Consider the following 21892-nt stretch of genomic DNA (forward strand, 5'->3'; position numbering starts at 1 on the left):
CGGCTACTCATCATAGGAATGGCCATGGCGCAGGCCCTCGCGCACCCGGTGGGCAATCTCGAGAAATTCCGGCGTTTCGCGGATATCGAGCGTGCGTTCCGTGCCGAGATTGCAGTCGATGATCTCATGGATACGGCCGGGACGCGGGCTCATCACCACGATCTTTGTCGACAGGAACACTGCTTCCGGAATGGAGTGCGTGACGAAGATCACCGTTTTCTGTGTCTTCGCCCACAGCTTCAGCAGCTCTTCGTTGAGGTGGTCGCGGACGATCTCGTCCAGCGCACCGAACGGTTCGTCCATCAGCAGCATGTCGGGATCGAAGGACAGCGCCCGCGCTATGGAGGCGCGCTGCTGCATGCCGCCCGACAGCTGCCACGGAAACTTTTTCTCGAAACCGGCAAGGTTGACCAGATCAAGGTTTTTGGCGATGCGGCTCGCCCGTTCGGCTTTTGGCACGCCCATCACTTCCAGCGGCAGGGAAATATTGCCGCCGATGGTGCGCCATGGATAAAGCGCCGCCGCCTGGAACACATAGCCATAGGCGCGATTCTGCCGCGCTTCGGATGGCGTCATGCCATTGACGGAAATGGTCCCGGATGTCGGCTGCTCCAGATCGGCGATCACCCGCAGGAGGGTGGTCTTGCCGCAGCCCGAGGGCCCGATGAAGGAAACGAACTCGCCGCCATTGACCGCAAGGTTGATGTTCGACAGGGCATTGACCGGCCCGTCATTGGTCTGAAAGACCAGGGACAGGTCCTTGACGTCGATCACATTCTTTGGCGTCGCGTTTGGCATTGACTGGGCCTTGGGTCGGAGCGCGACGACTGTCATCAGACGCCCGCCGGTATGTTTTTCGGATCGCGCTCCACCTTACGCGGTGCCGTGAGTTCCTTCCACGTGGAAAGTGCACGATTGGCCGGCGCATTGGCCTCGCGTTCGACAAAGCGGCCGCTGCCGGTCTGCGCCAGCACTTCGCCGTCCTTGTAGGCGATCTGTCCGCGCGACAGGGTGATGCGCGGCAGTCCGGTAACCTCGATCCCTTCAAACACGTTGTAGTCGATGGCGGATTTCTGTGTCTTGGCGGAAATCACCTTCGATGCCTCGGGGTCCCAGATGACGATATCCGCGTCGGAGCCCGGCAGGATGGCGCCCTTGCGCGGATAGATGTTGAGGATGCGGGCGATGTTGGTGGAGGTCACGGCCACGAATTCGTTCGGCGTCAGGCGGCCGGTGCGAACGCCCCTGGTCCACAGCACGGGCATGCGGTCCTCAAGCCCGCCGGTGCCGTTGGGAATCTTGGTGAAATCGCCGACGCCAAAACGCTTCTGCTCCGTGGTGAAGGCGCAGTGATCGGTCGCCACCACCTGCAGGCTTCCGGAGGCGAGACCGGCCCATAGGCCGTCCTGATGGCTCTTGTCGCGGAAGGGCGGCGACATCACCCGGCGCGCCGCATAGTCCCAGTCCTTGTTCTTGTACTCGCTCTCGTCGAGCGTCAGATGCTGCACCAGTGGCTCGCCATAGACGCGCATGCCCTTCTGGCGGGCGCGGCGGATGGCTTCATGCGCCTGCTCGCAGGACACGTGGACGATGTAGAGCGGCACGCCGGCCTGGTCGGCGATCATGATGGCGCGGTTGGCCGCTTCCCCCTCGACCTCCGGCGGCCGGGAATAGCCATGGGCTTCCGGTCCATTGTTGCCTTCTGCCAGGAGTTTCTGCTGGAGATGGGCGACCACGTCGCCATTCTCGGCGTGGACCAGCGGCATGGCGCCGATCTCGGCACAGCGCGTGAACGAGGCGAACATCTCGTCATCGTCCACCATCAGCGCGCCCTTGTAGGCCATGAAGTGCTTGAACGTGTTGATGCCGCGTTCCACCACCTTCGGCATCTCGTCAAAGATCTGCTTGTTCCAGCCGGTGATGGCCATGTGGAAGGAATAGTCGGTACGTGCCTTGCCTGCCTTCTGGAACCAGTCCTGCAAGGCTGCCAGCAAGCCGTCGGCGCCGGGCAGGACGAAATCGACCACCATGGTGGTGCCGCCCGCCAGCGCCGCGGCGGTGCCTGTGTCGAAATCATCGGAAGAGTGGGTGCCCATGAAGGGCATTTCGAGATGGGTATGCGGATCGATGCCGCCCGGCATCAGGTAGCAACCCGTCGCATCGATAATCTCATCGCCGGAAAGATCAGTGCCGATCTGGGCAATGATGTCGCCCTCGATCAGCACATCCGCCTTGTAGGTGCGGTCGGCGGCAATGATGGTCCCGCCTTTGATCACTTTCGTAGCCATGTGTCCGTTCCCCTTATTGGTCTTTTGTCGAACATGTTGCTCTGTATGGAAATGGTATCCGGTCAGGTCTGGATCACGGCCGTTTCCAGAACAGCATGCAGGAGGACGTCCGCGCCGGCGGCCGCCCATTCCTTGGAAATCTCTTCATCTTCATTGTGGCTGAGCCCGTCGACGCAGGGACACATGACCATGGCTGTTGGTGCAACCCGGTTGACCCAGCAGGCATCGTGCCCCGCGCCGGAAATGATGTTGCGGTGGCTGTAACCCAGCCGCTCGGCCGCATTGCGCACGGCGGTCACGCAGCCTTCGTCGAATGTGACGGGATCGAAATGTCCGGCTTCCTCGATCTCGATTTCCAGCCCGAGCTCTTTGGCAATCTTCGGCGCCTTCTCCTCGAGCTCCGCCTTCATCGCATTGAGTGTCGCAAGGTCGGGCGAGCGGAAGTCGACGGTGAAGACCACCTTGCCTGGAATGACATTGCGCGAGTTCGGATAGACATCGCAATGGCCGATCGCGCCGACGGCACTGGGCTGGTGCGCCATGGCGATGGTGTGGACGAGTTCGGTGATGCGGGCCATGCCCAGCCCGGCATTCCGGCGCATGGGCATCGGTGTGGAACCCGTATGGCTGTCCTTGCCGGTCAGCGTGATCTGCAGCCACCACAGGCCCTGGCCATGGGTGACGACGCCGATATCCTTGCCTTCGATTTCGAGGATCGGGCCCTGCTCGATATGCAGTTCGAACAGCGCGTGCATCTTGCGCGCGCCCACCTCCTCGTCACCCTTCCAGCCGATGCGCTCCAGCTCGCCGCCGAACGTTTTGCCCTTGGCGTCTTCGCGCGCATAGGCCCAGTCCTGCGTGTGGATACCGGCAAAGACGCCCGATGCCAGCATGGCGGGAGCAAAACGCGTGCCTTCCTCATTGGTCCAGTTGACCACGACAATCGGGTGCTTGGTCTTGATATTGAGGTCGTTGAGGGTGCGGACAAGTTCGAGCCCGCCGAGGACACCGAGCACGCCGTCATATTTGCCGCCGGTCGGCTGGGTGTCGAGATGGCTCCCGACATAGACGGGCAGCGCATCCGGGTCGGTGCCTTCGCGGCGGAAGAACATGTTGCCCATGGTATCGACGCCCATGGTCAGCCCGGCCTTTTCGCACCAGCTCTGGAACAGGCGCCTGCCTTCGGCGTCCTCGTCGGTCAGGGTCTGGCGGTTGTTGCCGCCGCGCAGTCCCGGTCCGATCTTTGCCATGTCCATCAGGCTGTCCCAGAGACGGTCGCCGTTGATCCTGAGATTTCCAGTGAGCGCCATGTGAGAGCCTTTCAACTATGCCAGGTTTTTCAGGACGTCGGCCAGCGTATCGAAGAGATGCTCGATCTGGCCCTTGGTGATGATCAGGGGTGGCGACAGCGCAATGATATCGCCCGTGGTGCGGATAAGGACACCCTTTTCATAGGCATCGAGGAATGCCTGGAAGGCGCGCTTGGTCGGTGCGCCTGGTATGGGTTCCAGCTCGATGGCACCGATCAGGCCGAGGTTGCGGATGTCGACGACATGCGGCAGCCCCTTCAGGGCATGCAATGCATCGGCCCAGTAATCGGAAAGCTCCGCCGCACGGGTAAGCAGGCCCTCTTCCTCGTAAGTATCCAGCGTCGCAAGCGCTGCCGCGCAGGCAATGGGGTGGCCGGAATAGGTATAGCCATGGAAGAGTTCGATCATGTTTTCCGGGCCGGTCATGAACGCATCGTAGATCTGCTTCGACGCAAACACCGCGCCCATCGGGATCACGCCGCTGGTGATGCCCTTGGCGGTCGTGATGAGATCGGGAACCACGCCGAAATAATCTACGGCGAAGGGGGTGCCGAGACGGCCGAAGCCGGTGATGACTTCATCGAAGATCAGCAGGATATCGTTCTTCGTGCAAATCTCGCGCAGGCGCTGCAGGTACCCCTTCGGCGGGATGAGCACGCCGGTCGATCCGGCCACCGGTTCGACGATCACGGCGGCGATGTTGGAAGCATCGTGCAGGGCGATCACCTTTTCCAGGTCATCGGCAAATTCGACGCCATATTCGGGCTCGCCGCGCGTGAAGGCATTGCGCGCGAGATCGTGGGTATGGCGGATGTGGTCGACACCGCCGAGCGCGTTGCCGAATGTCTTGCGGTTGCCGGAAATGCCGCCGACTGAAATGCCGCCGAAACCGACGCCGTGGTAGCCGCGCTCGCGGCCGATCAGCTTGGTCTTGGTGCCGTTGCCCTTGGCGCGGTGATAGGCGAGGGCGATCTTGAGCGCCGTGTCGACCGATTCCGAGCCGGAATTGGTGAAGAAGACGTGATCGATGGGGGACGGCAGCATGGCCGCAAGCCGCGCGGCCAGTTCGAAGACCTTGGGATGGCCCATCTGGAAGGCGGGCGCGTAGTCGAGTTCGGCAACCTGTTTCTGTACCGCCTCGACGATTTTCGGGCGCGAATGACCGGCGTTGCAGCACCACAGACCGGCGGTTCCGTCGAGAATTTCGCGGCCGTCGGCGGACTTGAAATGCATGTCCTTGGCGCTGACCAGAAGACGGGGATTTTGCTTGAACTGCCTGTTTGCCGAAAACGGCATCCAGAACGCGTCGAGATTATTGGTGCCCAATCCCAATGCCGATTTCGACATGTGACGTACGCCTCCTGTTTGCGGACATTGCCGCTTGTTTTGTGTTCCCGAATGATTGAACCTGTGGTGCAATCAAAAACTTGACTAGTTGGTCAAAATGCAGGCTAGAAGAGCATAGGAAGCCGGTCAAGCGCTTTATGGGGAATAAAAGCGGTTCCGGGATGCGACGAAACGGCCCGTCGCGCCGGATAACAAAAAGGGATGAGTGGCATGGCGAGGGCAGCGAAGAAAAAGACGAGCGATGTGCCGGAAAAGACGACGCGCATCCAGGAAATCAATCGCCGTCTCATTCTCGATGCCGCTCTCGATGTTTTCTCCGCCTATGGCTTTCGCGGCACCACCATCGACCAGATTGCCGACAAGGCGGGGATGTCGAAGCCGAACCTGCTGTATTATTTCCCGCGCAAGCAGAACATCTATGTGACGCTGCTGGAAGAGACGCTGGCGGAGTGGCTGGCGCCGCTGGCGGAAATCGATCCCGAGGGCGACCCGATCGAGCAGTTGCGCAAATACATAACCCTGAAAATCCGGATGTCGGAGAGCCACCCGGAAGCGTCGCGGCTGTTTGCCAACGAAGTATTGCATGGCGCACCGGCGATCAGTGAATTTCTGAGCAAGCACCTGAAGCCGCTGGTCGACGACAAGGCGGCGGTGATCCGCCGCTGGGTCGGCGAGGGCAAGCTCGCGCCGGTCGATCCCTATCACCTGATTTTCATGATCTGGGCGACCACGCAGCACTATGCGGATTTCGATGTGCAGGTCCGTGCCATCATGGGCAATCAGGTTGGCCGCCCCGGGTTCCGCGAGCAGACGGCGCAGGCGGTGTTGAGCATCATTCTCAACGGCATCCGCCCGCGCGGGTGAGGGGATTGGTCCATCACAGGTAGATTGTGCGTGGTTCGACAAGCTCACCATGAGGGAGGTTGTTGACTGCAAGGCCAATCGGAAATGCAGTGGATATAGCTCCCTGCCGTCCGCCTCCATTCCTCATGGTGAGCTTGTCGAACCACGCACGATGTTGATGCAAAACGCCTGCCTCACGCGAAATTGACAGACGCGGATTGTGCATTGCACTATTGTTCCGCTGCGTCGCAATATCCGTTGCCGCGCCTGGCTTGCGTCAAAGCCGGTTCCCCTGACATCCGGAGATGCCCCCGTGAAAATATCCGATGTTCGTTCCGCCTATGCCATGCCGCTCACCAACCCCTCCTATCCGCCGGGTCCCTACCGCTTCATCAACCGCGAATTCGTGGTCATCACCTATCGCACCGATCCGGAAGCACTGCGGGCGGTGGTGCCCGAACCGCTTGAGATCGCCGAGCCCATTGTCAAATTCGAGTTCATCCGCATGCCGGATTCAACCGGCTTTGGCGATTACACCGAATCCGGCCAGGTCATCCCGGTCCGCTTCAACGGCAAGGAGGGCGTCTACGTTCATTCCATGTATCTCGACGATGATGCGCCGATCGCCGGCGGGCGCGAGATCTGGGGCTTTCCCAAGAAACTCGCCAAGCCGAAAATCTCCCATGAGGGTGAAACCATCCTCGGCACGCTGCACTACGGCAGTGTGCTCTGTGCGACGGGCACCATGGGCTACAAGCACAAGCCGGCCGATCATGCCGCCGTTCTGAAATCGATGCTGCTGCCGAATTATCTCATCAAGATCATTCCGCATGTGGACGGTACCGCGCGCATCTGCGAGCTGGTCGAATATCACCTGCAGGATATCGATCTGAAAGGCGCGTGGACGGCACCGGCGGCGCTCGAACTTCATGCGCATGTCATGGCCAATGTTGCGGGCCTGCCCGTTCTGGAAGTCTTGTCGGGAACGCATTTCATCGCCGATCTGACCCTCGGGCTCGGGGAGGTCGTGTACGATTATATGAAGGGATAATGGTCCGTTGCAGGGTGGTTGTGCGTGGCTCGACAAGCTCACCATGAGGGAGAGTGAAGCTTGCAGGGAGTCATATGCTGCAATGCTGACGATTGGCTTGCAGCCAACCCACATCCCTCATGGTGAGCTTGTCGAACCACGCACAATAGTCTGACAAAGAAAAAACCCGCCTTAACGGCGGGTTTTTGAATGTTATTCGGCAGCGGCTTTGGCCATCGGATTGTTGGGATGGGTGGTCCAGTTGGCGTAGTCCGGCTGGATCGGCAGCTTGGTGCGCGGGTCGACCCCCGAGGTCATCGGCACCATGGTGATGCAGTTGTCGACAGGGCAGACATTGACGCAGAGGTTGCAGCCGACGCATTCCTCGTCGATCACCTCGAAATGCCGGGCGCCGTCCACCATCGCCGTGATGGCCTGGTGCGACGTGTCCTCGCAGGCAATGTGGCAGCGGCCGCATTTGATGCACAGGTCCTGGTCGATCTGCGCCTTGGTGATGTAGTTGAGATTGAGGTACTGCCAGTCGGAGACGTTCGGCACGGCCATGCCGCGGAAGTCCTCGATGGAAGCGAAGCCGCGGGAGTCCATCCAGTCGGAGAGCCCGTCGATCATTTCCTGCACGACCTTGAAGCCATAGGTCATGGCCGCCGTGCACACCTGCACGTTGCCGCAACCGAGCGCGATGAATTCCGCCGCATCGCGCCATGTCGTGATGCCGCCGATGCCGGAGATCGGCAGGCCACGCGTCTCCGCATCGCGAGCAATTTCCGCCACCATGTTGAGCGCAATGGGCTTGACGGCCGGGCCGCAATAACCGCCGTGCGATCCGCGCCCGTCAATCGAGGGATTGGGCGCAAAGGTATCGAGATCGACCGAGACAATGGAATTGATCGTGTTGATCAGCGACACGGCATCGGTACCGCCGGATTTTGCCGCCCGTGCCGGTTTGCGGATATCGGTGATATTCGGCGTCAGCTTGGTGATGACGGGCATGCGCGTATATTGCTTGCACCAGCGCACCACCATCTCGATATATTCCGGCACCTGGCCGACCGCCGCGCCCATGCCGCGTTCCGACATGCCGTGCGGGCAGCCGAAGTTGAGCTCGATGCCGTCCGCACCGGTAGCCTCGACCAGCGGCAGGATGGCTTTCCAGGCGTTCTCCTCGCAGGGCACCATGATCGAGGCGATCAGCGCCCGGTCCGGCCACTTCTTCTTCACCTCGGTCATTTCACGCAGGTTCACTTCCAGCGGACGGTCGGTGATGAGCTCGATATTGTTCAGGCCGAGCAAGCGCCGGTCGGGGCCGTGGATCGCGCCGTAGCGCGGACCGTTGACGTTGACGACAGGCGGGCCCTCTTCGCCCAGTGTCTTCCACACAACGCCGCCCCAGCCCGCCTTGAAGGCGCGCTCGACATTGTAGGCCTTGTCAGTCGGCGGTGCGGAGGCCAGCCAGAAGGGGTTGGGGGATTTGATGCCGAGGAAATTCGATGAAAGATCAGCCATGTCGATCTCCTTCAGCCAGCGATGTGGCTTGGATGGGTGGGGTGCTGCGCCGGTGCCGACGCGCCGTCCGGATTTTCCGCCATGACGGCTTCGACAAAGCCGCTGACTTTCTCCGGCTGCTGCGTCAGCGCCCGGTGGATGGATTCAGCGGCAAGCTTGCCGTCCTGCACCGCGGCCACGGTCAGGTCCTGACCACCGGCAATGCAATCGCCGCCAGCCCATATGCCGGGAATCGAAGTACGGCGGTCGTCGTCGACGCTGATACGTCCCTTCGATAGGGCAAGCCCGGCTTCGGTGAGGATGCTCTCTGCCGGCGTCTGGCCGATGGCCTTGAAAATCTGGTCGCTGGCAAGGGTGATGCTTTCGCCGGTGATGGCGAGCCTGCCGTCGGCCATAGCGGTATAATCCAGCGTGATGCCGCAGACTTCACCGGATGCGTTGCGGGTAAGCGCCCGCGGCTGCAACCAATGGCGGATGATCACCCCGGTTTTCAGCGCCAGTTCCTGCTCATAGGGGCTGGCATTCATGCTTTCCGGCCCGCGCCGATAGGCGATGATGACGTTCTCGGCGCCCAGCAGCTTGGTCTGCACGGCCACGTCGATGGCCGTCATGCCGCCGCCGATGACGACAACGTCGCGCCCCACGGCGATCTGCGACAGGTCTTCGCTCTGGCGCAATACGGAGATGTAGTCGACGGCATCGATGCAACCGGCGGCATCCTCGCCTTCGAGGCCAAGCTCGTTCACACCCGGCAATCCCATGCCGAGGAAAACCGCATCCAAACCGGCTTTCAGCGCATCGATGCTGATGTCCCGGCCAAGCGCCTTGTCGTTCTCGATGGTGATCCCGCCGATTTCCAGAATGAAATCGAGTTCCTTCTGGGCAAAATTGTCGACACTCTTATAGGCGGCAATGCCATATTCATTGAGGCCGCCGGCTTTCGGTCTGGCTTCGAAAATCGTCACGTTGTGGCCGTGCTTGGCCAGACGGTGCGCGGCGGACAAGCCGGCCGGACCCGCGCCGACCACAGCAACGCTCTTGCCTGTCGGCTCGGCGCGCTTGAAGGGGTGCTGGCCCTTTTCCATCAGATGGTCAGTGGCGTAGCGCTGCAGAAGGCCGATTTTCACCGGCTTGCCCTCGGCGGTCTCACGCACGCAGGCCTGTTCGCACAGGGTTTCGGTCGGGCAGACGCGGGCACACATGCCGCCGAGAATGTTTTCCGCCAGAATCGTCTTGGCAGAACCGGTGGGATTGTCGGCGGCGATCTGGCGGATGAACAGCGGAATATCGATGCCCGTCGGGCAGGCATTCATGCAGGGCGCATCGTAGCAGAAGTAGCAGCGGTCGGATTCGACAAAGGCTTCATGCCGCGTCAATGCCGGGTGCAGATCGGAAAAAACATCGGTGTAAGCATCGGACTCTAGCCGCCCGGCCCTCACATCACGGATTCCAGAATCGATCGATCCCATGAAATCGCCTCTCCATTTCTGAAACTGCAGCATCCCGTTCCCTTTGGGCGTGCCGCAATTTGTTGATGGGCCGGTTTGTCCGGCGCCTGTTGATGGAAAGAATGCCAGATTTTCACAAAAGGTCAAATTTTTTATCAAACGGTCAAGAAATATGAAATTGAATCATATTCGTTTCGTTTGCACGGCTGGATATCCACGCAAATCTGGCAAGGGCAGCGGGGAAAAGCTAAATCAGATCATTGAGAACAAGGCTTGCGCCTTTTGCCCCGACCATCATGGCGGCGGCATTGGTATTGCCGGAAATGATATTGGGAAAGATCGAGCAGTCGATCACACGCAGCCCTTCGACGCCGTGCACCCGCAAATGCGGGTCGACCACCGATACCGCCGGGTCCGGGCCCATGCGGCAGGTCGAAACCGGGTGATAGACCGTGCCGCTGCGCCGGCGGAAATCGGCAATGAGATCCTCGTCGCTCCGGCACTGCGGACCGGGCAGCAATTCCTCGACGATCAGCTTCGACAGGGTTGGCGTCGCTGCGATTTTCCGCAGGAATTTCACCGCATCCAGCATCTCGGCAACATCATGCCCGGTCGAAAAAGCGTTCGGCGCGATGGTCGGTGCGTCGAGCGGATTGCCGGAGCGGATATGGATGGACCCGACGCTGGTCGGACGGCAATTGGACAGGCCGATGGAAAAGCCCGGCCAGGGATCGGGGGTCAGGATCGGGCGCTCGCCTTCCCTCGGCCGCACGGTCGAGAAGGCCTGGAAATACAGCTGCATGTTCGGGCGCTGCCGCGACGGATCGGTACGAAAGAAGCCTCCGCCCTGATTCATGCTGATCGACAGGGGCCCCGTGCGCAGCAGCAGATATTCGATGCCGACGCGCAGTTTTCCCCACCACGGACGCAGCACCTGGTTGAGCGAGGCCACGTTGGCCCGGTAGGTATAATTGATGCCGAGATGGTCCTGCAGGTTTTCCCCCACCTGGCTGTTGGCGTGCACAAGCGGAATGCCGAATTGCGCCAGGCGCGCCGCGTCACCAATGCCCGAAAGTTCAAGCAGTTGCGGTGTATTGACCGAGCCGCCGCACAGGATCACTTCGCGCCCGGCACTGACCGTCTCGGTCCGGCCGTTGCGGGTGAACGCAACACCGGTAGCCCGTTTGCCCTCAAAAACAATCCGCTGCACCATCGCGCCGGTCAGAACCGTGACATTGGGGCGTTTCATCGCCGGGCGCAGAAAAGCCCTGGCGGCGGACATGCGCCGCCCGCCTTTCGTGGTCAGCTGAAATGGCCCCGTACCTTCCTGCGTGGCGCCATTGAAATCGGGATTGTAGTGCAGGCCGGCCTCCTGCGCGCCCTTCAGAATCTGATTGGCCAGCGGATGAAACAGGTGCGAACAATCGGTGACATGCAGTGGTCCGCCGCGGCCAAGGCTTTTCGCGGGGCCGTCATGGTCTTCCAATGCCTGAAACACCGGCAGTACATCGTCATAGCCCCAGCCGGGATTGCCGCGTGCGCGCCATTCGTCGAAATCCTCCTTCGCGCCGCGGATATAGACCATGGCATTGATCGAACTCGACCCGCCCAGCACCTTGCCGCGCGGCCAGTAATCCGCATTGCCGCCAAGCCCCGGATCGGCTTCGGCCTTGTACATCCAGTTGACGGATTTGTCGTAGAAGGTCTTGCCGTAACCGAGCGGCATCTGCACGAAGAACCGCCGGTCCGTCCCGCCCGCTTCTAGGACTAGAACCGTGTGGCGTCCGCTGGCGGACAAGCGCTCGGCGACAACCGATCCGGCAGAGCCTGATCCGACAATGATGAAATCAAACGCGCGCATGAATTCCAGCCCGAACACAATCTATTTATCCAGGCAGGATATCCGGCTTCATCGTAGCAAACCCAAACGTCATTCCGCCATGGCTTATGGAAAATGCGACAGGCCTGTCGAATTGTCCGGCGTGTCAGGTGCCGGCAGCGGCCTGATTGAGATTCTCGAAAAACTGGGTGGCGAGTTTCTTGGCGGAGGACGATATAAGGCGGCTGCCGAGTTGGGCGATCTTGCCGCCGACATCGGCATTGACCGTATAGGTGAGCACGGTCTCGCCGCCTTCCTCGATCAGGGTGACATCGGCGCCACCCCTAGCAAAACCGGCAATACCACCCTTGCCCTCGCCCGTGATCGTGTAGGACAGCGGAGGATTGAGATTGCTCAATTCGACCTTGCCGTTGAAGCGCGCCTTGACGGGGCCGAGTTTGACGCCGACCGTGGCTTCCAGTTCCGTATCGGAAATCCGCTCGAGGCTTTCGCAGCCCGGGATGCAGGCTTTCAACACGTCCGTGTCGTTCAATGCCTTCCAGACTGCTTCGCGGGGCGCTGCAATGCGTTCTTCGCCGGTCATATCCATGTTTCAATGCCTCCCTGGAAGAAGAAAGCTAAGATAGACGACTTCATCTGTCCATGATTTATAAAAATTCGTTCTTCCTGCCACTGTATTAAATCCTGTCACAAAACATCATGATACTGGCGATGAAGATGCTGGACCGGACAGGAGCGGTGTAATAACAGGATTAAGACTTTGTGATTCCGCAGGGATGACGGCCACAAAGTACTGACCCAACTATTCTTCTACTTCATTCATCTCATCAAGGGAGACTGCACATGAAATTGAAAATGGTCGCCGGCATTTCGCTGCTGGCTGTCGCTCTCGTCGGCTGTTCCAAAGCCCCCACCTGCACCCAGGAAGAGCTGACCAAAAAGGCCGGTGAAATCACCGCTGCCGTTCAGCAGGTCATTACCAAGGACCCGTCCAAGGCTCAGGGAATCGTTGCCAAGATGCAGGAACTGGCCACAAAATATCAGGGCCAGACCGATCTGAAAGACGCTTGCAAGGCGTATGACGACGTTCTGACAGCCATCAAGGGCTCGTAAACTTTCGCGCCGCAGTTCCGCCCGGATTTGCGGCGCAGATTACCTGATGTTAAATCGGAAGAGATTCTGCTTTAAATCGATTGAAACAAAATGATTCCGGTGGCAGGTTCCACTCTGTCAGGATCAAGGCGTGACTTCAGGAGAGAGAAATGGCGACAGTGAAAGCGAACGACCTGCGTGGCTCCGTTCAGGCATTGAAAGCACACTTCAAAAGCGGCGCGCCGAAAAACATGCGCGCGACCTTCATGGAAGATGCCAAACGCTTCTCCCGTTATTCCCTCAGTCTCGACGATCTTCTCCTCGATTGGTCGAAGTGCCTGGTCAATGACGAGACGCTTTCCCTCCTTGCTGATCTGGCAAAAGTAGCCCATGTCGAAGCCCGGCGCGATGCGATGTTTGCCGGCGAACCAATCAATAATACTGAAGGCCGCGCCGTGCTCCACGTGGCGCTGCGCAATCGTTCCAACAAGCCGATCAAGGTTGATGGCGCCGACGTCATGCCCGGCGTCAACGATGTGCTGAAGCGCATGGGCGCCTATGCGGATGGCCTGCGCTCCGGCGCGATCAAGGGGTCGAAGAACAAGCCGATTACCGATGTGGTCAATATCGGCATTGGCGGCTCCGATCTCGGACCGGCCATGGCAACGCTCGCCCTGTCACCCTATCATGACGGGCCGAAGACCCACTTCGTCTCCAATGTCGATGGGGCACATATCGCCGATACCTTGAAAGACCTCGATCCGGCGACGACGCTGATCATCATCGCGTCGAAAACCTTCACCACCATCGAGACCATGACCAATGCCCGCGCCGCGCGCAAATGGATCGCCGATGCGCTGGGTGAAAAGGCTGTCGGCAAGCACTTTGCCGCCGTTTCCACGGCGCTCGACAAGGTCGACGCCTTCGGCATCCCGGAAGATCGTATCTTCGGCTTCTGGGACTGGGTAGGCGGCCGCTATTCCATCTGGTCGGCCATCGGTCTGCCATTGATGATTGCGATCGGGCCCGAGAACTTTGGCCGGTTTCTCGATGGCGCCCATGCGATGGACGAACATTTCCGCAAGGCGGCGCTTTCCAAGAACCTGCCGATGATGCTTGGTCTGGTCGGCTACTGGCATCGTGCCATCTCCGGTTACACCAGCCGCGCCGTGATTCCATATGATCAGCGGCTCGCCCGCCTGCCGGCCTACCTGCAACAGCTCGACATGGAATCGAACGGCAAGGGCGTCACCGTCGACGGCAAGCCGGTTTCCGGTCCGACCGGCCCGGTGGTCTGGGGTGAACCCGGCACCAACGGTCAGCATGCCTTCTTCCAGCTCTTGCATCAGGGAACCGATACGATCCCGCTTGAATTCATCGTCGCGGCGAAGGGCCACGAGCCGCATCTCGACAACCAGCATGAGATGCTGCTGGCCAATTGTCTGGCCCAGTCGGAAGCCCTGATGAAGGGCCGCACGCTGGAAGAAGCCAAGGCGCAGCTCGCGGCAAAGAAGCTGGCGAAATCCGAGGTGAACCGCATTGCGCCGCACCGTGTTTTCAAAGGCAACCGGCCATCGATCACCATCGTCTATGACAAACTCGATCCCTTCTCTCTGGGTCGCCTGATCGCGCTTTACGAGCATCGCGTTTTCGTCGAGGCCCAGCTTTTCGGCATCAATGCCTTCGATCAATGGGGTGTCGAGCTCGGCAAGGAACTGGCGACCGAGCTTCTGCCGATCGTCTCCGGAGAGGCAAAACCAACGGACAAGGACGCATCCACGCAAGGTCTTGTCGCGCACTTGAGGAAGCGTCGCGGCAAATAGGCTATAGTGGCCCGATAACGAACAGAATGGGTATCCGGCCTCTGCTCCAGGGCCGGAAGTGAGGAACTGGAAAAGCATTGATGAAGACGGAAACGATCCAGCTGGCCGGCGATGTGCCGGGCAATCATATCGAACTGCGTGTGCTGCGTTTTGCCGGCAAGGATGAAAAAGCGGTCAGCGCCTATCTGCAATCGTCGCTCCATGGTTCGGAACTGCCCGGACAGGCGGCGCTGCATTTCCTCATCCCCATGCTGGAAAAAGCCGGCAGGGAAGGCCGCATCGCCGGTAACATTACCGTTGTCCCGCAGGCCAATCCGGTCGGCTCCGCCCAGTGGTTGTCGCACCAGCATCTCGGCCGTTTCGAATTCTTCTCCAGCGGCAATTTCAACCGCTCCTTCCCTTTGCTCGATACGTTTGATACATCGGGCCTGGTTCCGATCGATGGTCCGAAATCGCTGGCTGAACGGCTGAAAGCGCAATTGCTTCGCCTCGCTTTGCCGCACGACATCGTGCTCGATCTGCACTGCGATGACGAGAGCGAAAACTACCTCTACATCCATCAGGCATTCCTGCCAGAGATGTACGATCTGGCCGCGGCGCTCGGGTCAACGGCGATCCTGTCTTGGAACAGCACTGCCGATGCGGCCTTTGAGGAAGCCTGTGCCCATCCGGTATTGCAGCTGCCGGAAGCCAAGCGTGACGTGAAGCGGCGCGCTGTTACGACAGTCGAGTTCCGCGGATTGAACGATGTCGATATTGCAACAGGCAAGGCGGATGCGGAAGGCCTGTACCGGTTCCTGGTGCATCGCGGTGTGGTCACCGATCCCGCCGTCACGCTGACGGTTGATTTCAAGGGCCCGGTTACACCACTCGAAAATGTCGAAATGGTGCGTGCGCCGCAGGGCGGCATGATCCTGTTCCATGTGAACATTGGCGACGAGGTCGCGGCGGGCGCAAAACTCGTTACGGTGGTGACCGTTCCCGGCGATCCCTCCGGCGATATCACGCTGACGGCGCCGCAGGCGGGCCGTATTCTCACGCGGCGCAGCCATCGTTACACCCGGCGGGGCGATGACCTTCTCAAGCTCCTGGGTTCCAAGCGCTCCGAACAGGCGCGGCCGGGCTCGCTGGAAGCATGATGCCCCGCACGCATCCTTCGGAAATCCGTGCTATCCTGTTTGACAAGGATGGCACGCTGGTGGATTTCAACCGGACGTGGTTCGGCATCACCATGGAACTGGCGCACAAGGCGGCGGATGGCGATGTGGATCGCGCCCGCGCGCTTGTCGAAGCGGGTGGCTATGACTGGGAGATGGAACGGTTCCGCGGCGGCTCGGTTGTCGCCGCCGGAACGATCAATGACATTGTCGATCTCTGGCATCCGGAACTGACGCTGGAGGAAAAGCGCGAGCGCATCCGCAGCTACGATGATTATACGGTGCGCGAGGGGTCGCGCCGGGCCGTCGGCATCGACGGATTGCGCGAAACGCTGGAGCGGCTTGCGGCGCAGGGGTTCATCCTTGGCATCGCCACCAATGATTCGGAAGCCGGTGCGCGGGCAACCGCCGAGGCTTTGGGATTGACCGCATTGTTTTCAGTGATCATCGGTTATGATTCCGTCGCACGGGCAAAACCCCACGCCGACCAGCTGGAGCTGTTTGCGGCCAAGACCGGCATTCCGGCCAGCGCCATCGCCATGGTCGGCGATAACGGCCACGATCTGGAAATGGCCCATGCGGCCGGCGCCGGATTGGCTGTCGGCGTTCTCTCGGGCAACAGCACGCTGGATGATCTGGCATCGCTGAGCGACGCCATTCTGGGCTCGATCGCCGATCTGCCAGATTTCCTGGCGGGACGCGAGCCACCGCGTATTTGAACGCTGGCATAAAGATTGTGCGTGGTTCGACAGGCTCACCATGAGGGATTTGGTTTGCCTGCAAGGCCAACTACGAACGTTGCAGGATATAGCTCCCTGCAACCCTCCATCTCCTTCATGGTGAGCCTGTCGAACCACGCACTACCGATTTGCAGTGGAATCATATTGAGGAGAGCAGAGAGGCGCTGTATAGAAATCCGGTGGGCACCGTCTCATGATCTGATCGACAAAAGCAGCAGCTCCAACCGGCACCGTCCGGGAAAGCCTGCCTGAGCTTTCAAGCCATGAGGTTATGACATGAACGATAGTCCCGCCCGCTCCATCCATTTTGGACGAATCGCAGCCATGCTGCCGGTTGCGGATATGCAGCGCGCCCATGATTTCTACACGGGCGTTCTCGGCTTTTCCAGAACCTTCCAGAATGGTGATCCCGTCGGGTTCATGATTTTGAAACGCGACAATGCCGAACTGCACCTGACATTGCAGAAGGGCCACAAGGCAGCGCCCTTCAACGTCATCCATATGATGGTGGACAATGTCGATGTCCTGCACACGATCTGCCGGGCACAAGGTCTGCGCATCATCAAGGGGTTGAAGGACAAGGAGTATGGCCTCAGGGCCTTCGTCTTCGAGGATTTCGACGGCAACCGCATTGATGTCGGCCAGCCGCTTTAATCTCCGGCTGCCCTGTCCTTCCCCGTGAAGGACAGGGATGCGCGCCCGCTTGACCGGCTTCGTGCCATGGGTAATGTCAGCGGCAGGGATGTCCGCAATCTGGCGCCAAGGGGGATGATCATGACCGCAACAACGCTTCTTGCTTTTGCTCTCGTTGCTTTCGTCGGCATAGCCACGCCCGGGCCGACGGTTCTTCTGGCTTTGACCAATGGCTCGCGCTTCGGTGTCTGCCGTGCCCTGGCGGGGATGGCGGGTGCGGTCATTTCCGATTTCGTCCTGATCGGCTCCGTTGCCCTTGGCCTTGGCGCCTTGCTTGCGGCCTCGGAGTTCTGGTTCTCGGTGGTCAAATGGCTCGGTGCCGGTTATCTCGCCTTTCTCGGCCTCATGCTTCTGCGCTCGAAGGGAACGCTTGACCTGTCGCTGCGCACCGCCACGCACGAACCGCCGGCAACCACCCGTGCCATCTTTCTCAAGAGCTTCCTTGTTGCGGTGACCAACCCCAAGGGCTACCTGTTCTTTTCGGCCTTCCTGCCGCAATTCATCGCGCCCGATATGCCGCAAATCCCGCAATATGCGGTGCTGGCGGTGATTTTCGCCACGCTCGATTTTGCAATCATGTTCGGTTATGCCCTGCTCGGTTCGCAGGCGGTTCGCGTCCTGAAGAAATCAGGCGCGCTGTGGCTCGATCGCATCTGCGGCGGCGCATTGCTGGCGCTTGCCGGTTCGCTTGCGCTCTATAGGCGCGCAAACGCCTGAAAAGAAGAAAGCCGCCGGGGCGGCTTTCTCGATATCAGCCGCGCAATTCGCGCCGCAGGATTTTGCCGACATTGCTTTTCGGCAGCTCGTCGCGGAATTCAACCGTCCGGGGACGCTTGTAGTTGGTCAGCCGCTCGGCACAGAATGCCTTGACCGCCTCTTCGGTGAGCAGGGGATCCTTGCGCACGATGAAGAGCTTGACCACTTCGCCGGAGTGCTCGTTGGGAACGCCGATTGCCGCCGCCTCGCGCACACCGGGATGCTCCATGGCGACTTCTTCAATCTCGTTGGGATAGACATTGAAGCCGGACACCAGGATCATGTCCTTCTTGCGGTCGACGATCTTGGTATAGCCGCGCTCGTCCATGTAGCCCATGTCGCCGGAGCGGAAGAAGCCGTCCGCTGTCATAACCTTGGCTGTCTCGTCCGGACGGTTCCAGTATCCGGCCATGACCTGCGGCCCGCGAATGCAGATTTCGCCGACTTCCAGCAATGGCAGCTCCTTGCCGTCATCATCGCGGATGGAGAAGTCGGTCGATGGCAGCGGCGTGCCGATCGTGCCGGAGAATTCCGTGGCATCCAGGCGGTTGGCCGAAGCGACCGGCGACGTCTCGGAGAGGCCGAACCCTTCGGTAATCAGGCCGCGCGTCACCTCGAACCAGCGATCGGCGACCGGTCTTTGCACGGCCATGCCACCACCCAGTGTCAGGATCAGGTTACGGAAGTCGAGCTTGCGGAAATCCTCGTTGTTGAGCAGCCCGTTGAAGAGCGTGTTGAGACCCGGGAAAACGTGGATCGGCACTTTCTGCAATTCCTTGACGAAGGCAGGAATGTCGCGCGGATTGGGGATCAGCACATTGTTGCCGCCGAGTTCCATGCTGATCATCGCATTCACGGTGAGGCCGAAAATATGATAGAGCGGCAAGGCGCAGATGAACGTCAGATTGTCCGGACGGCCCTTCTTGCGAAAGCCGACCTCCACCCACAGGCGCATCTGCGTGACATTGGCCACGATGTTGCTGTGCATCAGCACGGCGCCCTTGGAAACGCCTGTCGTACCGCCGGTATATTGCAGGAAGGCGATATCGTCCCGCTTGACCTCGACCGGCTTCAGCGTGAGCGCGGCCCCTTGCGCCAGCGCGGTCTTGAACGGTGTATGACCGGGCAGGGACCAGGCCGGCACCATTTTCTTGACGCGCCGCACGACCAGATTGACGATATGGCCCTTGAGACCCAGCATGTCGCCCATGGTCGCAACGACGACATGTTTGACCGGCGTCGCCGTCAGCACTTTTTGCAGCGTCGTGGCGAAGTTTTCGAGAATGATGATCGCTTTCGCGCCGCTGTCCTTGAGCTGATGTTCAAGCTCGCGCGGCGTGTAGAGCGGATTGATGTTGACCACCGTCAGGCCCGCTCGCAGAATCGCAGCGATGGCTACCGGATATTGCAGGATGTTCGGCATCATCACAGCGACCCGGTCGCCCTTGACCAGCCCGCGTGACTGGAGCCATGCCGCGAATGCCTGTGACTTGCGATCCATTTCCGCATAGGTCATCACCTTGCCCATGCAGGTAAAGGCCGGCCGGTTGGCATATTTCTTGTAGGCGGTGGCAAAAAGCGCGTTGATATTCTCGTAGGGCAGCGGTCCGATCTCGGCGGGAACGCCTTCCGGATAGGATTTGACCCACAGTTTCGGTTCGGGCATTTGGGCGAGGGACGCCGCCTTTGCCGTTGCTGCCTCGGCGGCTGGCGCCGCAGTTTTGGCTTTGGCTGCGGGCTTCCTTGCCGCGGGTGTCTTGGCGGGCGCTTTCACCGCCGTTTTTTCCGGTGCTGCACTGTTTACTTTGGCAGCGGCTTTGGGTTTTGCCGCAATCTTGGCTTCGCTCGCAACCGGCGCTGCGGTTTTCGCGGCAGGTTTTGTTGCCGTCCTTGCAGCCTTGGCAGCCGTCCTTACCGCAGCGGGTTTCACTGCACTGGCGGTTTTCGTTGTCTTGACCTCACCGGCTGGTTTGTTCGCGGCGGCTTTGGCAGTCGTGGCGGCGGGTTTCGCCGTTTTGGCTGGCGCTGCCTTTGCAGTGGCGCGCTTGGCTGTCACGGATGTTTTTACCGGCGTTGTCTGTTTTGCCACATTAACCTCCCCTGATGGTTTCCTTGTAGCTGGCCCACGGTCCTCCAACCCTAAACATGCTACTCAACAATTCTATCTATGGCGATAGGCGGTGCGCTTGCAAGTATTACATTGACGTAAACGTAAAATTGATTGTCGCGGAATTGTCGTGCTTTGCCGCCAATTCACCCAATCGGCACGATCTGGGCGCAAAGTTGCCAAGGTTCGCCTCGACAAAGCACCGGCCTTTCCTTCATCCTGCACCGACAATCAAAATGGATTCGCCGTGGAAACAATCACCATCGTCTTGCTGATGCTTCTGGCCGTTGTGGTCAGTGACTCCATCGTGCGCGTGCTGCCTCTGGCCGTACCGCTGCCGCTGGTGCAGATCGGGCTTGGCGCAGCGATTGCCTCGGTCACCAGCATCCGTGTGCAGCTCGATCCCAACATTTTCTTCCTGCTGTTTCTGCCGCCGCTGTTGTTTCTCGATGGTTGGCGCATCCCCAAGGAGGGTCTCTTCCGGGACAAGGGCATCATTCTGGAGATGGCGCTCGGCCTTGTCATCTTCACGGTGATCGGTGTCGGCTTCTTCGTGCACTGGATGATCCCTTCCGTCCCCCTGCCGGTGGCCTTCGCCTTGGCCGCCATCGTCTCGCCGACCGATCCGATCGCCGTTTCCGCCATTGCGGCGCGCGTGCCGATTCCCTCGCGCATGATGCATATTCTTGAAGGGGAATCCCTGCTCAACGATGCATCTGGCCTCGTCTGCATGCGTTTTGCGGTGGCCGCGATGCTGACCGGCAGCTTCTCGATCACCGAGGCGTTCTTTACGTTCCTCTGGCTCGCTTTTGCCGGCATTGCCATCGGTATCGGCGTGACCATTGGCGTCACGCGCGGCAAGGCATTCCTCGCCCGCAAGCTCGGCGAGGAGAGCGGCTCGCAGATTCTCATCAGCCTGCTCATCCCCTTCGGCGCATACCTGCTGGCCGAACACGTGCACGCCTCGGGCATCCTTGCCGCCGTTGCCGCCGGTATCACCATGAGCTATGCCGAGAACACGGCCCAGTCCATGGCGCTGACCCGCGTGCGTCGCACCGCGGTGTGGGATACGGCGCAGTTCGCCGCCAATGGCGCCATCTTCGTTCTGCTCGGCGAACAGCTGCCCGGCATTTTCTCCGGCGCCGTCGAGAATGTGCGGCACGGCGAGACCAGCCCCTGGTGGCTGCTGGTCTATGTCGTGGTCATTTATGCCGCTCTGGCTGCCCTGCGCTTTCTCTGGGTCTGGGTGTCGTGGCGGGTGACCATGGCGCAGCGCCGCAGGCAGGGTGAGGCCGTGGTCAAGCCAAGCTGGCAGCTGATCGCCGCCATGTCGTTTGCCGGCGTTCGCGGTGCCATCACGCTTGCGGGTATCCTGACACTGCCGCTGTTCCTTTACGACGGCTCGCTGTTTCCGGCCCGCGATCTCGTCATTTTCCTCGCCACCGGTGTGATCATCCTGTCGCTGGTCATGGCCAGTGTCAGCCTGCCGCGTCTGCTGCGCAACATCGACCTGCCCATCGAGGATTCAAACCAGCGCGAAGAGGATTACGCCCGTATCGCTGCCGCGGAAGCCGCAATCATGGCGATCGAGCGGGCCCAGCACAGTCTGGCATCGGGCCGTGCCGACGCCGATATCTATACGGATGTCGCCAACCACATCATGGAGCTCTACCGCAAGCGTATTGACGGGCGCATGCAGCTCGGGGAAGAGCGCGAAGAGGTGGCGCGAAGCGAGGAGATCGAGAAGCTGCTGCGCATCACCGCGCTTCGGGCGGAACGGCAGGAAATTCACCGCCTGGTGCGGGCAAGGCGGCTTGAAAGCAGCATTGCCACGAAAATGGTGCGGGATATCGACCTACTGGAAGCCCGCTTCCAGTAGGTATCCATTGAACCC

At 60.2% G+C, this 21892-nt stretch carries 18 protein-coding genes; 9 read left to right on the forward strand and 9 right to left on the reverse strand.

Going from position 1 to position 21892, the window contains the following annotated elements; genetic code table 11:
• Nucleotides 1-3: 3 nt before the first annotated feature.
• The 4 genes from ACZ5FP_RS03345 to aptA all read right to left on the reverse strand — a co-directional run bounded on the left by ACZ5FP_RS03345 (nt 4) and on the right by aptA (nt 4945).
• Nucleotides 4-798 carry an ABC transporter ATP-binding protein gene (locus ACZ5FP_RS03345; protein ID WP_464663157.1) on the reverse strand — a complete coding sequence of 265 codons (795 nt, stop codon included), beginning with the start codon at nt 796-798 and terminating at the stop codon, nt 4-6.
• Between the two features lie 35 nt (nt 799-833).
• Nucleotides 834-2288, reverse strand: coding sequence for a dihydropyrimidinase (hydA, locus tag ACZ5FP_RS03350; protein ID WP_464662127.1), 1455 nt, complete (start codon nt 2286-2288; stop codon nt 834-836).
• Between the two features lie 62 nt (nt 2289-2350).
• Complete coding sequence (locus ACZ5FP_RS03355) at nt 2351-3598, reverse strand: Zn-dependent hydrolase (protein ID WP_464662129.1); 1248 nt, start codon at nt 3596-3598, stop codon at nt 2351-2353.
• 15 nt (nt 3599-3613) lie between these two features.
• Nucleotides 3614-4945: an omega-aminotransferase AptA gene (aptA, locus tag ACZ5FP_RS03360; protein WP_464662131.1), complete on the reverse strand. Its 1332-nt coding sequence runs from the start codon at nt 4943-4945 to the stop codon at nt 3614-3616.
• Nucleotides 4946-5155: 210 nt separating this feature from the next.
• Here aptA and rutR point away from each other — a divergent pair, with 210 nt between their 5' ends.
• Both rutR and ACZ5FP_RS03370 read left to right on the forward strand, forming a co-directional pair.
• Complete coding sequence (rutR, locus tag ACZ5FP_RS03365) at nt 5156-5809, forward strand: HTH-type transcriptional regulator RutR (RefSeq protein ID WP_223614079.1); 654 nt, start codon at nt 5156-5158, stop codon at nt 5807-5809.
• Nucleotides 5810-6101: 292 nt separating this feature from the next.
• Nucleotides 6102-6839 (forward strand): acetoacetate decarboxylase, encoded by a 738-nt coding sequence (locus ACZ5FP_RS03370; RefSeq protein ID WP_105733997.1) that lies wholly within the window; start codon nt 6102-6104, stop codon nt 6837-6839.
• A gap of 192 nt (nt 6840-7031) precedes the next feature.
• Here ACZ5FP_RS03370 and preA read toward each other — a convergent pair whose 3' ends face one another.
• From preA to ACZ5FP_RS03390, 4 genes are all read right to left on the reverse strand, one after another.
• On the reverse strand, nt 7032-8342 hold the full coding sequence (gene preA / locus ACZ5FP_RS03375) for an NAD-dependent dihydropyrimidine dehydrogenase subunit PreA (protein ID WP_346305259.1): 1311 nt from the start codon (nt 8340-8342) through the stop codon (nt 7032-7034).
• Between the two features lie 11 nt (nt 8343-8353).
• The gene (locus ACZ5FP_RS03380; protein ID WP_464662133.1) at nt 8354-9811 is read right to left on the reverse strand and encodes an NAD(P)-dependent oxidoreductase; all 1458 of its coding nucleotides are present in this window, start codon (nt 9809-9811) and stop codon (nt 8354-8356) included.
• A 226-nt stretch (nt 9812-10037) separates the two neighbouring features.
• Complete coding sequence (locus ACZ5FP_RS03385) at nt 10038-11651, reverse strand: GMC family oxidoreductase (RefSeq protein ID WP_464662135.1); 1614 nt, start codon at nt 11649-11651, stop codon at nt 10038-10040.
• A 124-nt stretch (nt 11652-11775) separates the two neighbouring features.
• A complete protein-coding gene (locus ACZ5FP_RS03390; protein ID WP_464662136.1) occupies nt 11776-12219 on the reverse strand; it encodes an SRPBCC family protein in 444 nt (147 codons plus the stop codon).
• A 254-nt stretch (nt 12220-12473) separates the two neighbouring features.
• Here ACZ5FP_RS03390 and ACZ5FP_RS03395 point away from each other — a divergent pair, with 254 nt between their 5' ends.
• The 6 genes from ACZ5FP_RS03395 to ACZ5FP_RS03420 all read left to right on the forward strand — a co-directional run bounded on the left by ACZ5FP_RS03395 (nt 12474) and on the right by ACZ5FP_RS03420 (nt 17852).
• Entirely contained in the window at nt 12474-12743 is a 270-nt protein-coding gene (locus tag ACZ5FP_RS03395; protein WP_223614085.1) for a hypothetical protein, read from the forward strand.
• 173 nt (nt 12744-12916) lie between these two features.
• Entirely contained in the window at nt 12917-14545 is a 1629-nt protein-coding gene (pgi, locus tag ACZ5FP_RS03400) for a glucose-6-phosphate isomerase (RefSeq protein WP_464663158.1), read from the forward strand.
• Between the two features lie 80 nt (nt 14546-14625).
• Nucleotides 14626-15684, forward strand: a complete 1059-nt coding sequence (locus ACZ5FP_RS03405; protein WP_464662138.1) for a M14 family metallopeptidase — start codon at nt 14626-14628, stop codon at nt 15682-15684.
• Nucleotides 15681-16421: an HAD family hydrolase gene (locus ACZ5FP_RS03410; RefSeq protein ID WP_464662140.1), complete on the forward strand. Its 741-nt coding sequence runs from the start codon at nt 15681-15683 to the stop codon at nt 16419-16421. The genes ACZ5FP_RS03405 and ACZ5FP_RS03410 overlap by 4 nt, the downstream gene beginning before the upstream one ends.
• A 297-nt stretch (nt 16422-16718) precedes the next feature.
• Entirely contained in the window at nt 16719-17096 is a 378-nt protein-coding gene (locus ACZ5FP_RS03415; protein WP_464662142.1) for a glyoxalase superfamily protein, read from the forward strand.
• Between the two features lie 120 nt (nt 17097-17216).
• Nucleotides 17217-17852 carry a LysE family translocator gene (locus tag ACZ5FP_RS03420; RefSeq protein ID WP_464662144.1) on the forward strand — a complete coding sequence of 212 codons (636 nt, stop codon included), beginning with the start codon at nt 17217-17219 and terminating at the stop codon, nt 17850-17852.
• A gap of 34 nt (nt 17853-17886) precedes the next feature.
• On the opposite strand, the gene ACZ5FP_RS03425 is transcribed toward ACZ5FP_RS03420, so the two are convergent.
• Nucleotides 17887-19665: a long-chain-fatty-acid--CoA ligase gene (locus tag ACZ5FP_RS03425; protein ID WP_464663159.1), complete on the reverse strand. Its 1779-nt coding sequence runs from the start codon at nt 19663-19665 to the stop codon at nt 17887-17889.
• A 580-nt stretch (nt 19666-20245) separates the two neighbouring features.
• Here ACZ5FP_RS03425 and ACZ5FP_RS03430 point away from each other — a divergent pair.
• Complete coding sequence (locus tag ACZ5FP_RS03430) at nt 20246-21877, forward strand: Na+/H+ antiporter (RefSeq protein WP_346305268.1); 1632 nt, start codon at nt 20246-20248, stop codon at nt 21875-21877.
• Nucleotides 21878-21892 lie beyond the last annotated feature (15 nt).

It is taken from the genome of Phyllobacterium sp. T2-21 (assembly GCF_055378485.1).